We start from the raw sequence: 17,793 nt of genomic DNA, 5'->3' as shown, positions 1-17,793 counted from the left end.
CCCTTAAAATCTAATATATTCGCTAAAAAAAAGCTACGCACAATGCGCAGCTTTAACCGCTAACCATTATTATATCATATTATGGAAGCAAGGATGAACCCATCAAAAATTTGTCTACCTCACGCGCTGCCTCACGACCTTCATGAATTGCCCATACGACTAAGCTTTGCCCTCTACGCATGTCGCCCGCAGCAAATACTTTATCTTTATTCGTTTTATATTTGCCATAACGTGCTTTTACATTGCCACGACGATCTTGATCTAATTGGAGCTCATCCATTATGGTGCTCTCAGGACCATCAAATCCGATCGCAATCAGAGCCATTTGTGCAGGAAAGACCTGTTCTGTACCAGGGATTGGTGCATATATTTTGCGACCTGTCTCATCTACAGAACGTTTAATTTGCACCGTGTGTAATTCTTTCAAATTTCCATGTTCATCCCCAACAAAGCGGGTGGTCATAATTGAGAATTCCCGAGGGTCCTCACCAAAAATTGCCTTTGCTTCTTCTTGGGCGTAATCCAAAGTATATACGTTTGGAAATTGTGGCCAAGGGTTGTTAAGCTCATCACGCTCTAATGGTGCTTTGTCATGTGTACCAAACTGGGTAACACTTTTACATCCATGACGAAGTGCTGTCGCGACACAATCTGATCCTGTATCTCCACCACCAATTACGATGACATCCTTGTTCTCAGCAGAAATATAGTTTCCATCCTGAAGCCCCGAATCCAAAAAGCTCTTAATGGTGCTATTTAGATAAGGCATCGCATAATGCACACCTTGCAAATGGCTACCTTCAATGTTAAATTGACGTGGTTTTGTTGCACCTCCACACAGCACGACAGCATCAAATTGCGCTGTTATCTGCTCAGTTGAGATATCCTTGCCAATTTCCGTATTCGTTACAAAGTTAATTCCTTCTGCTGCTAATAAATCTATACGGCGTTGTACAACCGCTTTATCAAGCTTCATGGTAGGAATGCCATACATGAGCAAGCCGCCGATACGATCTGAACGCTCATACACCGTAACCTGATGACCTGCCTTATTCAGTTGTGCCGCACATGCCAAGCCTGCTGGTCCTGAACCTACAACAGCAACCTTGTAACCTGTACGATGCAAAGGAATTTCGGGTACAATCCAGCCTTCCTCAAAACCTTTGTCTACAATTGCATGCTCAATCGTTTTGATCGTGACGGGCTGTCCGATTAACCCAACGGTACAAGATCCTTCACAGGGTGCTGGGCACACACTACCTGTAAACTCAGGGAAATTGTTTGTTTTATGCAATCGATCTAGTGCATCGCGCCAAAGTCCACGATAAACTAAGTTATTCCATTCTGGAATTAAATTGTGAAGAGGGCAACCCGCTGTTCCCCCATGCATATCTATGCCTATATGACAATAAGGCGTTCCGCAATCCATACAACGGGACCCCTGCTGTCTAAGTTCTTCATCTGACATTGATTTATGAAATTGCTCCCAGTCCTGTACCCGTTCAGAGGGGCTACGGTCACTTGGAAGTACACGCTTATATTCCATAAACCCTGTTGGTGTTGACATTTTTAGTTCCCCCATCCGCATCATCATTTAAAAAGTTAGCAACGTTGTGCTAGTCGTATCTTGATGTTAGCATCAGGGGGAATCGTTATTAATGGATAATTAACATAATAATTTGCACTATTATGATTTTAAATAATTTTGCTTCGTTACGCATCCTAATAAATTGCCAGCAAGCTATGACGATAAACTGCTGTAGCTATAGCCTTACGACAAACGATGATACGTTAAAAAGCTATAATCATAGTTATTTTTTTCATCACGAACACCTGCAATTTCTTGCACTAACTTGTATTGATTCCAATCGATTTCAGGAAAAACAACGTCACCAGGTACCTCTTCCTTAATCAACGTCACAAGCAAAACGTCAGCATAAGGAATTAGATGCTGAAATAAACCAGCCCCACCAATGACCATGATCTCTTCGGTTTTAGCTAAAGCTAATACTTGGTCGATGTGGTGCAAAACTGTCGCACCCTCCGCAACATAAGAAGTATCATTTGTAAGAACAAGGCTTTCACGTCCTGGAAGTGGCTTACTCCCCATTGACTCCCATGTTTTGCGTCCCATCACCATTTTTTTGCCCATCGTTTGTGCTTTGAAATACTTTAAATCCGCAGGTAGTCGCCATGGTAAAGCATTATCTCGTCCGATCACACCATTTTGCGACATCGCCCAAATGAGTGTTAAGCTCATCCCATCACCTTCTTTTTAAGAAATTAGATATATAATTTTCCTAATATTGCCCATCTAAATCCCAACATTTCAGCTATTAATTAAGGTTGTTTAATCTTGAAATCAGTGCTTGACAACCACCACAAACTAGCGAAGAGACAGGGAGATTCTGAAGAGCGTCTTTAAAATCAGTTTCTCTCATTAAACTTTATTTCCATCATAAGAATCTGATTTTAACAACGATCGTAAGAACTCTCTGGAACGTAGCTTCTGTCCTCCAGTTCTTGTCAAGTACTGTTTTATAAATAGGACCTTAATTAAACAGCCACAATCCCTTTAATGGTTGGATGATGCTCATAATCAACGAACTCAAAATCATCGTACGTATAGTCAAAAATAGAATCTGGCTTACGCTTAATCACTAGCTTCGGTAATTCAAACGGTTCACGTGCTAATTGCGTATGCACCTGCTCCATATGATTGGAATAAATGTGTACATCGCCACCAGACCAAATAAACTCGCCTACTTCAAGGCCACATTGCTGTGCAACCATATGTGTAAGTAGTGAATAGCTAGCGATATTAAACGGTAAGCCTAAGAAGGTGTCCACGGAACGCATCGTCAGCATACAGGATAGCTTGCCACCTGCGACATAAAATTGAAACACAAAATGACAAGGAGGTAGCTTCATATTATCAACTTCTGCTACGTTCCATGCACTCACGATATGACGGCGAGAATCCGGATTTGTTTTGATTGCTTCGATTACTTTTGAAATCTGATCAATTTTTGTACCGTTAGGACTTTCCCATGCACGCCATTGCGAGCCATACACTGGACCTAAATCCCCATTTTCATCTGCCCATTCATCCCAAATACGCACACCATTTTCTTTTAAATAAGCAATGTTTGTTTCACCCTTTAAAAACCATAACAATTCATGAACTACGGATTTTAAATGAATACGTTTGGTCGTTACAAGTGGAAATCCTTTGCTAAGATCAAAGCGAAGCTGTCTACCAAACACAGATAACGTCCCTGTGCCTGTACGGTCTTCCTTTGCAACACCGTTATCTAATACGTCCTGTAATAAGTCTAAATAGGCTTTCATATTTTAAGCACCCCGTTACTTTTTATAATCTAACTCATTATATCAAACAGGCTCTTTTTTTCAATCGGTAGCTAGATTATGATTTGTTTATTGGGGTAATGACTTTACCATTTGGTATAGATTTTCCATCTTGTTCCTGCATCCCACCTTCTGGCATAGGAGGACCATCAATATCTCTAAAGTACAGTGGTAAACCTTCTGACATAAACATATTTGTTGTTGCAGGGTTTTGCTGTTGGTGATGGATGTGTAAATGAGGTTCACTACTATCTCCCGAATTTCCTACTTCCGCAACAATCGTTCCCTCCTGAACATGATCTCCCTGCTTGACCCTAATGGAATCCTGCTTTAGATGAGCAAGTACTAGAAACGTCCCAGTTTCATCTAATTTTATATAAATATGATTACCTACCATTGAGCCATCGCTCTCTTCATTGATACCATGGTCTTGCTCTGAATCTATTGCCTCCACAATCGTTCCCGAGGCTGGCGCAACAACTTCTGCCCCAAATGATCCAAAATCCTCAAGTGAATGAGATTCCACAGATACTGGTAACACCAATAAATCGTAAGCAAATCGTTCATTTGGAGCAATCACATGATAATTTGTAGCGAGTGTATCCCCACCCCAACCAACAAGCGCAGGTTGACTAAAGGGCCAGCGTATCGTAACCGCAGGTGTCAATTCATTTAGATTAACAGGATATGGAAACTGAGCGACACCAAAAAACCAACTGATAGGAAAAGCTAAGCCCGCAAGCAAAATTAATTTTATTACAAACCATCTTCCTATTTTTTGCTTTTTACCATATCTAATCCATAAACCTTGTCCAAGGCTAAACAATAAACCAACAGTAGCTAATATGGAGAAAAGTTGGATTAACCACCAGCTAATAACACCAGCCGTCCCTTTCACAAAAAACACCATGCTCCACAAGGTTAGTAATAAAATGCTTAAAGTAATTACATCCCCCTTCGTCCTTCTTAATTGTTTGGATCCTACGTCTGCTTCTAAATTACTAATTTTCATGATTACACCTTCGATTTCTTGAATTATTAATTTGTTAATTTATTGATTGCTTAACTTCATTGGTTCTTCAGGTCTCACTTTGTATGTAGTTTATAATGACAGTCTAAAGTATTCTTTTTAAAATAATTGGAATTATTTATTACGACTCTATAACATTTTTCTAATTTTTTAGCTGTAATAAAATAACAAACTGGACTAAAATAAATGTAGAGTCGCTTGTACAAATGGAGGCGGAAAAATGAACGATTATATTCCATATTTAAAGAATTTATTGGCGGAAAAGGTTAGCTTTAAGCTCATAGAAAAAGAAGCTGAACAATTTTATAATGCGCATTCTTTAGAAGATTGCTACAAGACAGGACTTGAACTGTATAAGTCAAGTAACTACCAAGTTCAAGAAGCAGGTGTTTATCTGTTAGGATATGCTGCTACTGAATACAGTTACGCTTTGTCTTTCCTTAAAGATGTAGTTAGCCTTCATGAGAACTGGAGAGTGCAAGAGATATTGGCGAAAGCATTTGATATTTACTGTAGACTCATCGGTTATGAAGCAGCTTTACCTGTTATAAAGGATTGGCTAGCCAGTGATGTTGCTAATACACGTAGAGCAGTTTCTGAGGGACTGAGAATATGGACAGGCCGCCCCTATTTTAAAGAAAATCCTCAAGTTGCCATAGATTTATTGTCTGCTCATAAAGAAGATGAAAGTTTGTACATGCGTAAGTCAGTTGGAAATGCATTAAGAGATATAAGCAAAAAACACCCAGAGTTGATTTCAAAAGAACTTCAGCAATGGAATTTATCCTCAAAAGAAGTAGCACAGGTTTATAAATTAGCAAATAAATTTATTAGCGATTAATATCATTACTCCATACAAATCCGAATACAAACATGTAGTTAATTCATAAGGAGTTAGCTACTTTTTTATGTCTATTTATTCAGTAAGTCATAGGATAGTTTAAGCTAAAAAATTTTTTATCTTGTTACAGTTAGCTTTGAGTGTCTACGATAAACATAGATTTATATAAAAAATAGTAAAGGTTCCATCACAGAAAGGAATAAAAGATATGTTTAATCCTTTATTTTTATTTGCTCAAAAACCTAATCTTTGGGAACGAAGTAATAATCTCTTTTGGGATGACAGTCATATCTCGTCCAAAATGCTTGAAGCTCATCTTAACCCAAATTGGGAAGCAGCAAGTCGTAAACACAGTGATATTGATGCATCCGTAAACTGGCTTTCAAGACTTATCCCAGCCTGTAGCAAAATACTTGACCTTGGTTGTGGTCCAGGGCTATATACTAAACGCCTTTCTAATCAGGGATATGAGGTAACCGGTTTGGATTTTTCTAAACGCTCGATCGCCTATGCACAAGAGCATGATCAGCAAAGCGAATATATTTATCAGAACTATTTGGAGCTTGATTATACTGAAGCTTTTGATGCTATTACTTTAATTTATTGCGATTATGGGGCGCTTACTTATAATGAAAGACAAACTTTACTAGGAAAAGTTTTTTGTGCTTTGAAGCCTGGAGGTCAGTTTATTTTTGACGTCTTCACTAAGAAAACTCAACAAAGTACGCAAGACACTTCCTCATGGTCTATGTACCAAGACGGTGGTTTTTGGAGTGCGGAGCCACATCTCTGTCTTGAAGCCGAGTACTATTTTGAAAATAATTGTATAAAAGCTAGTCAAGCCATTATAGTTACAAAAGATGAGGTTCATAACCATATAATCTGGAACACAGTATTTGATCTAGATACGCTTATCCCTGAGGTGCTCCCTTTTGGTTTTCAGGTAAATGGAAAATACGATGATATTTGTGGCAGTCCATTTACTGGGGAAGCGGATACGCTTTGTCTTGTTTTGAAAAAAAGCTAATACACATCACAAATTACATAAAAATTTTTATAAAAAAGTAAACAATAAAGCAATGTAGGATAAGAAGGATAGAATGTTAGACCCTACAATAAAATTAACCGTACGGGAGAAACAAGAGGTGATGATTTGGAACAAATAAAAGCAATACAACGAGCCATTGATCTTATAGATGAACAGATTACAGATAAATTAACGATCACTGAGCTCGCTAATGCAGCAAATTTTTCGGTATATCATTTTAGTCGATTATTCACTAATTTAACAGGAATGTCCGTCATGGTGTACGTCACTCGAAGAAAACTACAATTTTCTCTTTATGACCTTTGTCGGGGCAAAAAAATTGTAGATGCGGCTATGGAGTATGGATTTGAAACCCATGCTGGATTTACTAAAGCGTTTAAACGGTGCTTTGGATATCCCCCTTCCCTGTACCGCATTCATGCTGAAGCAACTTTACCAAAGAGAATTATACTATCGGAAATAAAAAAACACTTACTAGGAGGAACGATGTTGCAACCTCAAATTATTAATATGAACGCTTTTGTCATTGTTGGATATACAAGCCAACATGTTATGCCCGATGTAACCCGAACAGGTGATATTCCAGCTTATTGGGACACGATTAACATGGAGTATGCTAATCCTCTCACCCTGCTACATGATACCTTTACAAAATCTAAGCATTGTGAGTATAGCGTCTGTTTTGATGCGAACCTAGCAACAGGAGCCTTTACTTATCTTCTTGGAGTTGGTATAGACAACGACGAAGATATGGATCAAATCCAAAGTAATATGTTTAAAAAAGAAATGCCAGGTGGCTTATATGCTGTATTTACAACACCACAGGTTCAAAGTGAAAAGTACACGGAGTCCATTCATGACCTTTGGAAAACGATTCTAGAGAATTGGCTTCCTAATTCCCAATACGAATATGATGAGGAACGCTGGGATTTTGAGTATTACGATGAGCGTGATCATGCGTGGGAGCATAACAATAAGGTGCAAATGGATATTTGTATTCCTATTCGTAATCGACAGTAGATTGATTAAAATTATTTTTAAAATCGAAATCTAACAGCAAAAAGCCAGTGTATTTCACTTTGTACTCATTGTGAAAGTCCACTTGGCTTTTTATAATAGCAACTTTAAATAAAAACATACTCCCCATCACCAAGCACAATACTTTTCCCTTTTAGCGCTGGTGCCTCTGTTTCAAACACAACTTGCTTGAACTGATTTTCATCTCCTTGCTTAAAAACAAAGAATTTATCACCAACTTGCAAACTAAAATTATGATCCTCTAGCTCTGTAACAGCTAGTCCAAACAACGAACCCCAATGATTAGCTACAGCGGCAGGATTAGAGACATGGAACACAGCACGTTTAATATCTACCTGTCCCGCAGGATGAGGTTTGATGACGCCAGTTGAAGTAAGTCTCTCCAATCTTTCCTCATCATTGCCACTCCACTGAATTATAAACGGATAAACTAACCCCTCAAAGTCACCATCTATGGTCATCATCCGCCACTCTATTAATCTACCTGCGTTGTCTAATCGCTTACCATCAAGAATTGGAGATAATGATAACCCTGCCGCATGAAGAGTAGCCGCTACTTGGTCGATATCATCTGTACGAAGCACAACTCGACTTAATTGCTCATGCTCAGGTAAAGTTTTTACCGCATCTCTCACAACAATATTATGTTCACTCGCCTTTGCTAGCTCAGCATTTTCAATGCCTAGAAATTCGAGATAGGTTAAGCCAAAGTAACTCAAAGCATTATAGGTTCCCCAATCCTTATGAGAACCTCCCTTAAAGGCCGCCAGACCATGTTCCTCAAACACTTCAATCGATTTAGATAAATCGTTAACATAGTGTACCAAATGATCCCATTTCACTGTTGCCATCGTTATTTCACTCCCAATTCCGTAGTACGTTTCACTGCTGCAAGTACACTTCGTTGTAGTCCAGCCGCAAAATCACTATGATTTAATTCGTATAAACCATGCATTCCAACACCACCAGGAGAATTGTTAATATCAAGCAGTTGCCTTGGATGTAGTCCTGTCTGTTGTAGCATTGCTACTGAACCAAGCATATTTTCTAATGCTAGCTTCCAAGCTTGTTCACGAGGTAATCCTGCAAGCACCCCTGCATCAACAAAGGATTCAAGAAAATAATAAATATAGTTCGGGCCTGCTACACCAAACCCTGTAAAAGTATCCAGCAACGCCTCATCTATATACTGCACCTTGCCAAATCCAAGTAGAAAGGACTCCACCTGATCACGCGTAGCATGTGCATTTAAAGTAACGCCACTATACCCGTATCCTGTATCTGTTAGCGTGTTTGGAATAACCCGAATAATTGGACGGTTAGCCCCAAAATATTGAGCTAATTGTTCAATTGTCACCCCTGCCACGATCGATAAGATAGACGCATTAGATGGGGCAAATTGCTGAACGAGCTGTCCAAGTGCTGTTAAATCGTCTTGGGGTCGTACCGCAATGACAATTAAATCTGCGTTAGACAAATGTTGTTGTTGTGTCCCATCCGTTTTAATTCCATACTTACTGTTCAAAAATTGAAGTCGTGCTTCATTAATATCCGCGACACTTATTTGCTCCACAGCTAACGTCCCATTGGCAATGCTTGCGCGAATGATCGCTTCTGCCATCTGTCCGCCACCTATAAAATGAATAGCTTGCTTACTCACAAGAACCACTCCCCTGATTAATTAACTTTATACTAAGCTTATACTTAATTAATTGTTTTTCCACGCCTCTGGCATAATGAAGCCTTTATATTTATCTAAGCCTAGAATGTATTCCTCAAATTCCTTAGATTCATAAGCCGCTTTTAAATCTTTCGCCCACTGACTATTTTCATCTTTTTTATTTATAGAAACGATAATTCTATGCTGCATCGGTGTGTTTTCAATTTTCAAAGCATCTGTTATCTTTCTGCCTGAGCTAGCGATAAAATTACCATTAATAATTCCGTAATCTACGTCCTGAAGTGACACTAAAATTTGAGCTGGGTCCAATATTTTGATATCAATTTTATATTTGGCTGGCTCCATGGAGTTAATGTTAAAATCAGCGACACCTGCACCATCCTTAATTTTGATCCAACCCAATTCTTCCAAAATACGAAGCGCGCGCTCTTGATTTACTGGATCGTTAGGTACAGCAACGGTTGTCCCATCTTTGACATCATCTAACGTAGTATGATTTTCAGAATAAATACCTTGCGGAGCTCCAGGTACATAAGCAATCCCTACCATATCTGCATTGATTTCCTTGTTAATTGCCTCCATATAGGCAGTGCTTTGGAATATGCTTGCATCAATTGCCCCTTCCTTCATCGCTGGGTTTACTTGCATATTTTGCGAAAAGGTTTTAATCTCCACCGTATATCCCTTTTTCTCTAGGATCGGCAATATAGATTGGCGAAATTGCTCTTCATACGTACCTACACCAAAACCAACTGTAATTTTCTTTTTATCCCCGTTACCTGCTTCTTTACCGCTACCACCGCCATTCCCACAAGCGGTTAGCAACGCTAAAACTCCAATCAATAATATACCTACTATCTTTTTTAAGTTATTTCTCTTATTCGTCTTCTCCATCTTTTTCATCCTACTTTCTGTCTCTATTCAAATATGGTATTTTTAAATTGCTCCAATGCTTCATCCGTTACATTTATTGGAATTGCACAATTAGGAGTAAGAATAAACGGCTTGTCCTTCATAATCTCCAAGGCTGCTCTTGCCTGCTGCTTAATCTGATTAATATCATTGACTGCAAATAACCCGTGATCAACGCCCCCAACTTTAGTTGCTTTCACCTTTGCTTCTAACCCTGCGTTTCCCTCTGCTACTGTATCCCAACTGATCCCATCAATCACATAATCATTAAATTTCTCAGGTTGTGCATAAGAACCGCAGGTATGAAGGATGTTTTTTCCATTACGTGCAGCCTCTAAAACGATAGAATCATAAGGCCTAGATAGCTCATCAAAGCTTGCTTTATCAAATAAATCAGGGTGAGCCGTCCCCGTCACCGCATAAAATAAACCATCAGAACCTGCTTGCTGTAATTTTTGCACATAATCTGCTAAGGTTAGTGAAATTACATGCAATGCGTGATGTGCCGCAGCACGGTGCTCTTTAAACAAGGAGTCTAATGTTACAGGCTGTTCAATCCCAAACACGGTTTTTGTCACATAAGCAGAACGACCAACAATAAAAAGCAAGACTGTTAACGGTGAAAATATCGTTTGAATAAGAGGGGTGTCTGGAAGTCCTCGCCGAATTTGCTTAACTGCATCTAAATGCTCTTTTAAGGAAGGTGCTTCTTCTGCTTTTTTAACTTCAAGCTCCCAGAGATTTGCTGCTGTTGGTACCACCGTCGTTACTTGTCTAGGGAAAACTGTCTCATAATGATCAAAATCATATTGATTTCCCCAAGCCTCCGCCAAATAAGTGGCTCTTGGGTTGATTTTTACAAAGTCCCAGTCATATCGGTTCGTAAAAGAAATCGTAGCTTTAGCTAAATCATCCGCAGTCTGCTCTTGATCAATAAAATGGCGCCAACCACTGACAATAGGACGATCTGCCTTTTTTCCCGACAATATGGCTTTAAAGCGGTCTTGCTTACTCCACTCACCCATTTCCCCCTGCTCCTCTCAAAAATAAAAATCACATCTATTTAGCGTCTCTTTATCCTCTATTGTCTTTAGTAACGACGAATTTTTCTAGCCAACGTATTCCCTAACGACTGAATGCCTTGTACTAAAATAATTAAAATAATAACAGTAGCGATAACAACAACCGTATCAAAACGTTGGTAACCATACACGATCGCCAAGTCTCCTACACCACCACCACCTACCGTACCTGCCATTGCCGTCGCCCCGATAAGTCCAATGGTCGCTGTGGTTAACGATAAAATTAATGATCCTACCGCCTCTGGCAATAAAAAGTACCAAATAACTTGAAAAGGCGTCGCGCCCATCGATTCTGCCGCTTCTACAATTCCTGGGCTGACCTCTAATAACGAATTCTCGACTAAGCGTCCAATATAAGGGGCAATGTATATAATTAGCGGTATAATCGCTGCGCTTGTTCCGATAGAGGTATGGACGACAAATCTAGTAAACGGAACGATCGCTACGAGTAAAATAATAAATGGCAAGGAACGAACAATATTAATAATTGGATTAAGTATGCTGTAAATCACCTTATTTTCTATAACTCCACCAGGACGAGTAATGACAAGCAATACGCCAAATGGAATCCCTAACAAGGAGCCAAAAAACAGCGAGATACCAACCATCTGAACCGTTTCAATAAACGCCTGCAAAAACTGCTGGCTTGTGATTGTGGTTGAGAACATCAGATTCCACCTCCTCTACAGTAACGCCATGACTTATCAAGAAAGACACTGCCTTATTAATTTCTACAGGATCACCATCAATTTGTATAATCGCTGTACCCAAAATCGTCTCTTGAATTTCAGTCATATTTGCAAATAACAGATTAAATCTAATTCTAAATGCTGAAATCATTTCATATAAAATAGGCTGTGATGCAGATTGACCTACAAAGCTAAGCTTATAAACTACGCTTTGAGCCCCAACGTGGATCAATTTTTGTACAGATGGGGTCATTGTGTTTTGAATGACTGTTTTTACAAAGTTTTGCGTAGTCTGATGTTGTGGACTTCCAAATACTTCTAACACACTACCTTGCTCGATAATTCGCCCTTCCTCCATCACGGCGACTTTATTACAAACCTCTTGGATCACGGACATTTCATGTGTAATGATCATCACCGTAATGTTGTATTCTGCATTAATTTTTTTTAATAGCTGTAAAATCGAATGAGTAGTTTGTGGATCTAAAGCTGAAGTTGCTTCATCACATAATAAAATAGAGGGGTTTGAGGCAAGCGCTCTAGCAATACCAACACGTTGCTTTTGTCCACCCGATAATTCATTGGGATAACTGCCCGCTTTATCACTTAATCCAACGAATTCTAGTAATTCCGTCACCCGTTTAGAAATTTCTTGTTTATTTTTTTTAAGGAGAACGAGGGGGATCGCCACATTATCAAATACTTTTTTAGACTCTAGCAAATTAAAATGCTGAAAGATCATGCCAATATTTTTTTTCGCTGTGCGTAGCTCTTTGTCGCTATACTTACCTAAATTACGGCCGTCAACCCAAACCTCTCCTTTTGTTGGTCTTTCTAAATAGTTGACTAATCGAATTAATGTGCTTTTGCCAGCCCCACTATAGCCAATAACACCAAATATATCGCCCTTTTCAACCTTTAAACTAATTCCCTTCAAAGCTTCAATCGTCTTCCCTTGTCGAGTGAACGATTTATACACATTTTTTAATTCGATCATGTCTATTCCCCCCATTCAAAATCAGTTGTTATTTATATTTAGTTTCACTAGCGCCTGCTCTGCTAATAACGCAAAATATTTAGCGGCGGGTAAAATCGCAGCTTCATCCACATCAAAACGAGGGTGATGTAATGCATGCGCTGGACCAGCTCCAATATTAACAAAAGCGCCTGGGATGTGCTGCAAATAAAATGAGAAGTCCTCTCCACCCATTTGGGGTGGGATATCAAGCACCTCATATCCAAACTGTGAGGCAATCTCCTTCGTAAAATCAGCCCATTCCGCATCATTTATCGTTGCTGCTGGACCTGGATACCAATGTAGCTGTGCCTGCGCTCCTGCTGCTGCAGCAATTCCTTCAATAATGCGTGTCATTTGTATCGGAATTTGGGCACGAAGCTCCTCATTGTAAGTTCGCACTGTTCCCTCTAATTCAACCTTTTCGGGTAACACATTCCATGTAAAACCACCATGAATACGAGTTACGCTTAAAACCAAAGGTTCTGTTGTAGTATTTTGACGGCTCACAATGGTTTGTAGTGCAGTAACGATCTGCGCCGCTGTAACAATCGCATCCACCCCATGCTCTGGTGTCGCCGCATGTGCGCCAACTCCTGTAACCGTAATTTCAAATCGATCTACACTCGCAGTTAAAGCGCCTGATCTTGTTCCAAAAACACCAGTATTTAAAAATGGTGAATTATGAATACCAAAGATGGCATTTACATCTGCAAGTCCACCTGAGTCTAGAACACTTCGTGCGCCATGTCCTGTCTCCTCGGCGGGTTGGAACAACACTCTGACTTTTCCAAGTAATTCACTTTCACGCTCTTTTAACAATAAAGCCGCACCTAAAATCGTTGCCGTATGAAAATCATGTCCACACGCATGCATTTTTCCAGCGATTTCTGAGGCAAAGGGTAATCCCGTCTGCTCCTCTATTGGAAGCGCGTCAATATCACAACGAATGGCTACAATTGGTCCAGTACCTTGCCCAATTTCTGCAATGAGTCCTGTTTTTAATGGTAAATCAAGAATATGAATGTTGGCATTGGTTAACCATTCCCTAATTTTCTGTGTCGTTTTGAACTCTTCATTCGCTAACTCTGGCTCTCTATGTAGGTTTCTACGAACCTCTATTAACTTGTTAGCTAATGCTTGATCAACTTCATTATTTAATTTATTCATAGGTTGCGCCCTCCCTTTTTTGCTACGTATTTTCTGTAATTAATCCAAAATCTTATGTAGCCGTTCAAACTTTTTTATACTATATTCCAATTAATCCACTTAGTCAAGTAGGAATTAAACTTTAAAAAAAGCCTAAACTATTCATCCGAAATACTGATTAGAATTTCGAATAATAGCTCAGGCTCTCAGGTTATAAGTTGTAAGTAAATAATAAATATATTAAATATGAGTTATTGAATCGTTATCTATGAAAATTATAACTCTATCAAACTAAAGCTTGATGTCCTTCACAGATCCAAGCAAATCCTCTGCCATTATAGCAAGAGCCTGTGAAGATGAATTAATCTCTTCCATCGTCGCAAGCTGCTCCTCTGTTGCGGCGGAGACATTAATCGCACCTGAGGAGGTCTCTTGTGCAACAGCGGCAACCCCTTGCAGAGATTCTGCTAACAGATGTGTAGCATTTGACATGTGTTGAGAAGCTTCAGAGACGGTTTGAATTTGATGATTTACAGCATCTACTGCATCCTGTATACCCGTAAAGGCTTGTCCTGCTTCAGATACAGCTACAATTCCTGCCTTCACGACTTCTGTACCTGTCTGTACAGATTCAATGGTACGTTCAGTATCTGACTGAATGGAACGAATGAGCTCATAAATTTGGCTACTTGATTCCGCAGACTGCTCCGCTAATCTACGCACTTCATTGGATACGACTGCAAAACCACGACCTGCTTCTCCTGCCCGTGCTGCTTCAATTGCAGCATTTAGCGCTAGTAGGTTCGTTTGCTTTGAAATACCGGCAATAACATCTACGATTTTTCCAATTTCTTCGGATCGTGCCCCTAAGCCACCCACTTCTTCAGATATTTGTTCAACTGTGCTTTGAATATTTCCCATTTGCTTCACTACTGTCTGTATGGAAACACGACCTTCTGCTGCATTTTGGGCGGCTAAAAATGATTTTTCAGCTACTTGCGAAGCGGTATCCGCAATATTATTTGCCTCTATAGATAAATTACTTACAAATGTAACGCTTTCTTGTACCGCAGTGATTTGCTTCTCAGCACCAACAGATACCTGCTCAATAATTTCGACAACCTGCTCCGTTGCTTTGGTAGTTTGCTCTGCGCCAGCGGTTAGCTGCTCGGAGGAAGCGGCAACCTGCATGGCGTTTTGTGACACTTGTTCAATTAGACTGCGTAAAGTCACTAACATGGCATTAAACGAGGAGGCTAACACACCAAGCTCATCCCGATTTTTAATCTGGATTGGTTCACTACTAAGATCCCCACTTGCAATAAGCTGCGCAGCTTTCGTAATTTGAATCGTTGGTTTGGAAATCAATCTAGCAATCCAAAATGAAATAACAGCACCTAGCAAAACAGCACCAATAGATATAAAAATACTCGTCTGTTTAGTTGTTTCCATATTATCAGAGATAGTCTGCGTTTCTTTGACTAGTAACTCTTCCTGTTGCTTTATATAACGATCTGCTGTTTCTAGAAATTTATCAATAATCGGATCATTTTTTTGAGCTGTACGCATGTAATCTTCCACTTTATTTTGTTTCTTAAACTCAATCATCGCTTCGGCATTACTGACATAATTCCCTTGTAGTAAATCGAGTCCTTGCAATAATAACCAGTCGTTACGATCTGTCGTTTTACTCTGAATTTCTTTGCTGACTTGATTATATTTTTTCACTGCCTCTCGATATGCCTTTAAATCCTCTTCTTTGTTCATTAATAAATAATTAGTAATGGTTAGATTTTCCTCTTTAATTGCGATACTCAAATCTTTAACTTGACTTACGACTTGAGCTCGTTCATTCAATAACTTCTGATACATATCGTTTGCGGAATTTAGTTCTATATAATTAAGTCCAGCAATTACAATCAGCAGGAGAAGAATAGACAAGAAGCCTGCATATAGTTTTTTGGCGATCGTTAGTTTTAATTTCAGTTTCATTGTTTATTTCCCTCCCCTATTCATTGTTTTGTGCAAAAATTTCTTTTGCACCTTCTCTAAATTGCTGTGCTGCTTCAGTTGGCGTAATTTGTCCATCTAACATTTGGTTTCTCACTGTATTGAACAAAATATTAATATTAGTTGAAATTAATGGGGCAGGCGGGTCAATTGGGCTAGAGTTCTTTTCAACGTAGTCCATGTAGGCATATTGCACTTTATCACGTTCCTCTAACTTCTGCTGAATATGCTTACTTACTTTATCCGAAGCTGGAACCCCACGTTCTCCTAACAAAATGTCATTGGCATCTAAATTATTAAAGAAGAAATCAATAAATTGGGCAGATGCTTCTGCGTGTTTTGTATAAGCAGAGATGGAGAAAAACATAGATGGCTTCACATAGTTTGCCTCTTTACCACCTTGCATTGAAGGTAATGGTAACAGCTCCATGTCTAAACCTGAAAATTTGTTGTATGAAATGACATTGTTACTTGTAATACTATGAAAAGCTGCAAGTTTATTCGCAATGAGTGAGTCTTTATCTGAGGAAATTTTGTTAATAATATCAGGAGGTACCATCAGCCCTTCATCCACTAGCATTTTTTCCATTTCGAAAAATTTAGACAATAGTTCGTCTTGCTCATAACCAAGACCATTTCCGTCCTTATTATATAAGGTGGATCCATTTTGTCTCAGGTAATAAGCAAAATCTAAACCCGCTGATCCGATGGGGTAAAAATCATCATTATCCACTTTATCCTTGAGTTCTTTTGCAGTTGCAATCAAATCTTCATACGTATAGCTAGGCTGAGGCACAGCTACACCAGTCTGATCAAAAATTTCTGGATTGTACATCATCGATTGTGCATTGACACCCGTAGAAATTCCGTATAGATGATCGTAAAAAGTTGCAGATGCTACAGAACTGTCAATCATATCTGAAATATTTAGCTTGCCTGCTTTCACTAAATCATCCAGTGGCATAATCAACTTACGTTTTATGTATCCATCAATATATTTGTAGTCCATTTGGATTACATCTGGAAAATCCTGATCTGCTGCTTTGGAAGCAAGTAAAATCCAGTAGTCACTGTTAGAAGCTTCGATTGGTTCAATTTTTATGTCAGGATACTTGCTTTCGAACAAATCAATTACTTTTAGCGTTCTTTCTTTACGGCCATCGTTGCCCCACCAAGCGACTTTAAGCACAATCTGCTCATTCTCTTTCTTTTTATTTTCTGCTGGCTCACTCTCCTTTGAATTCATGCATCCACTAACGATTAAAGCAAAAACAGATAAAATAATAGCAACCCTCTGAAACCCTCTCTTTTTTCTCATATTATCCCCCTCATGATTCGTTAGACCTATGAAATAGGTATGAGATATATATCGGTATTGTGATGGCATGTTGAGAGAGCGTTGTCATGAAAATTTTGGAACATAAGTTACATTGTTAGTAGGTGCTACAAAAACATAAAGCGGCTTTATATTTTCCACTTAAATTGTTACGATAAATACTGTAATTCTGTAATTAAAAAGAGAATTTTTAAGCGAAAAAGTATCTAATAAGTTTAAAAATTTAGTCACTCTCTATTTTTGCATTGGTGCGAACCCCAAGCTCACATAAAAACCCCAGATCCTCCGCACCTCGCATCCCACAAGGGTTTGTAGCTTTTCAGGCATTTTTTTGCTATAATAAAGCGCTTTAAAAGTTCCTTCGCACTTTTGAGCCTGAAATCCCTTGTCCTGTAAGGGCAGAAAAGGAACGCTGTCGCACTCTGTGTGGGTGCGTGGATTGAAATACCCTTGCACAAATCACCTCTAAGGCGTTTTGTGTCGCACTCTGTGTGGGTGCGTGGATTGAAATAGCCTGTTTGCATCTGATAACAATAGTCGCACTCTGTGTGAGTGCGTGGATTAAATCATCTCTCCTTCTAGCAGAAAATTCT

Annotated in this window: 16 protein-coding genes; 3 read left to right on the top strand and 13 right to left on the bottom strand. The window is 39.2% G+C overall.

Going from position 1 to position 17,793, the window contains the following annotated elements; translation table 11 throughout:
* Positions 1–79: 79 nt before the first annotated feature.
* From ABE099_RS06095 to ABE099_RS06080, 4 genes are all read right to left on the bottom strand, one after another.
* A complete protein-coding gene (locus ABE099_RS06095; protein WP_430028369.1) occupies positions 80–1,567 on the bottom strand; it encodes a glutamate synthase subunit beta in 1,488 nt (495 codons plus the stop codon).
* Positions 1,568–1,771: 204 nt separating this feature from the next.
* On the bottom strand, positions 1,772–2,260 hold the full coding sequence (locus ABE099_RS06090; protein WP_430028367.1) for a dihydrofolate reductase: 489 nt from the start codon (positions 2,258–2,260) through the stop codon (positions 1,772–1,774).
* A 296-nt stretch (positions 2,261–2,556) separates the two neighbouring features.
* On the bottom strand, positions 2,557–3,351 hold the full coding sequence (thyA, locus tag ABE099_RS06085) for a thymidylate synthase (protein WP_430028365.1): 795 nt from the start codon (positions 3,349–3,351) through the stop codon (positions 2,557–2,559).
* Between the two features lie 76 nt (positions 3,352–3,427).
* On the bottom strand, positions 3,428–4,381 hold the full coding sequence (locus ABE099_RS06080; RefSeq protein ID WP_430028363.1) for a M23 family metallopeptidase: 954 nt from the start codon (positions 4,379–4,381) through the stop codon (positions 3,428–3,430).
* Positions 4,382–4,619: 238 nt separating this feature from the next.
* On the opposite strand from ABE099_RS06080, the gene ABE099_RS06075 reads away from it, so the two are divergent.
* The 3 genes from ABE099_RS06075 to ABE099_RS06065 all read left to right on the top strand — a co-directional run bounded on the left by ABE099_RS06075 (position 4,620) and on the right by ABE099_RS06065 (position 7,308).
* Positions 4,620–5,240, top strand: a complete 621-nt coding sequence (locus ABE099_RS06075) for a DNA alkylation repair protein (RefSeq protein WP_430028361.1) — start codon at positions 4,620–4,622, stop codon at positions 5,238–5,240.
* Between the two features lie 208 nt (positions 5,241–5,448).
* Positions 5,449–6,267 (top strand): class I SAM-dependent methyltransferase, encoded by an 819-nt coding sequence (locus ABE099_RS06070; protein WP_430028358.1) that lies wholly within the window; start codon positions 5,449–5,451, stop codon positions 6,265–6,267.
* A 126-nt stretch (positions 6,268–6,393) separates the two neighbouring features.
* Positions 6,394–7,308, top strand: coding sequence for an AraC family transcriptional regulator (locus tag ABE099_RS06065; RefSeq protein WP_430028356.1), 915 nt, complete (start codon positions 6,394–6,396; stop codon positions 7,306–7,308).
* A 104-nt stretch (positions 7,309–7,412) separates the two neighbouring features.
* On the opposite strand, the gene ABE099_RS06060 is transcribed toward ABE099_RS06065, so the two are convergent.
* The 9 genes from ABE099_RS06060 to ABE099_RS06020 form a co-directional block, all read right to left on the bottom strand.
* Positions 7,413–8,177, bottom strand: a complete 765-nt coding sequence (locus tag ABE099_RS06060) for a VOC family protein (protein WP_430028354.1) — start codon at positions 8,175–8,177, stop codon at positions 7,413–7,415.
* Between the two features lie 2 nt (positions 8,178–8,179).
* Complete coding sequence (gene proC / locus ABE099_RS06055) at positions 8,180–8,986, bottom strand: pyrroline-5-carboxylate reductase (protein ID WP_430028351.1); 807 nt, start codon at positions 8,984–8,986, stop codon at positions 8,180–8,182.
* 48 nt (positions 8,987–9,034) lie between these two features.
* Positions 9,035–9,901: a MetQ/NlpA family ABC transporter substrate-binding protein gene (locus ABE099_RS06050; protein WP_430028349.1), complete on the bottom strand. Its 867-nt coding sequence runs from the start codon at positions 9,899–9,901 to the stop codon at positions 9,035–9,037.
* 23 nt (positions 9,902–9,924) lie between these two features.
* Positions 9,925–10,944: a uroporphyrinogen decarboxylase family protein gene (locus ABE099_RS06045; RefSeq protein WP_430028347.1), complete on the bottom strand. Its 1,020-nt coding sequence runs from the start codon at positions 10,942–10,944 to the stop codon at positions 9,925–9,927.
* A 65-nt stretch (positions 10,945–11,009) separates the two neighbouring features.
* Positions 11,010–11,669 (bottom strand): methionine ABC transporter permease, encoded by a 660-nt coding sequence (locus tag ABE099_RS06040; protein WP_430028345.1) that lies wholly within the window; start codon positions 11,667–11,669, stop codon positions 11,010–11,012.
* On the bottom strand, positions 11,620–12,687 hold the full coding sequence (locus tag ABE099_RS06035) for a methionine ABC transporter ATP-binding protein (protein WP_430028343.1): 1,068 nt from the start codon (positions 12,685–12,687) through the stop codon (positions 11,620–11,622). Before ABE099_RS06035 ends, ABE099_RS06040 begins: the two co-directional genes overlap by 50 nt.
* A gap of 21 nt (positions 12,688–12,708) precedes the next feature.
* The gene (locus ABE099_RS06030; protein ID WP_430028340.1) at positions 12,709–13,875 is read right to left on the bottom strand and encodes an amidohydrolase; all 1,167 of its coding nucleotides are present in this window, start codon (positions 13,873–13,875) and stop codon (positions 12,709–12,711) included.
* Between the two features lie 270 nt (positions 13,876–14,145).
* Complete coding sequence (locus ABE099_RS06025) at positions 14,146–15,846, bottom strand: methyl-accepting chemotaxis protein (RefSeq protein WP_430028338.1); 1,701 nt, start codon at positions 15,844–15,846, stop codon at positions 14,146–14,148.
* Between the two features lie 16 nt (positions 15,847–15,862).
* Complete coding sequence (locus tag ABE099_RS06020) at positions 15,863–17,182, bottom strand: ABC transporter substrate-binding protein (RefSeq protein WP_430028336.1); 1,320 nt, start codon at positions 17,180–17,182, stop codon at positions 15,863–15,865.
* Positions 17,183–17,793 lie beyond the last annotated feature (611 nt).

This window comes from Paenibacillus turicensis (assembly GCF_050461185.1).
Lineage (GTDB): Bacteria > Bacillota > Bacilli > Paenibacillales > Paenibacillaceae > Fontibacillus > Fontibacillus turicensis_A.
This window is presented reverse-complemented; position numbering and strand designations above follow the sequence as displayed.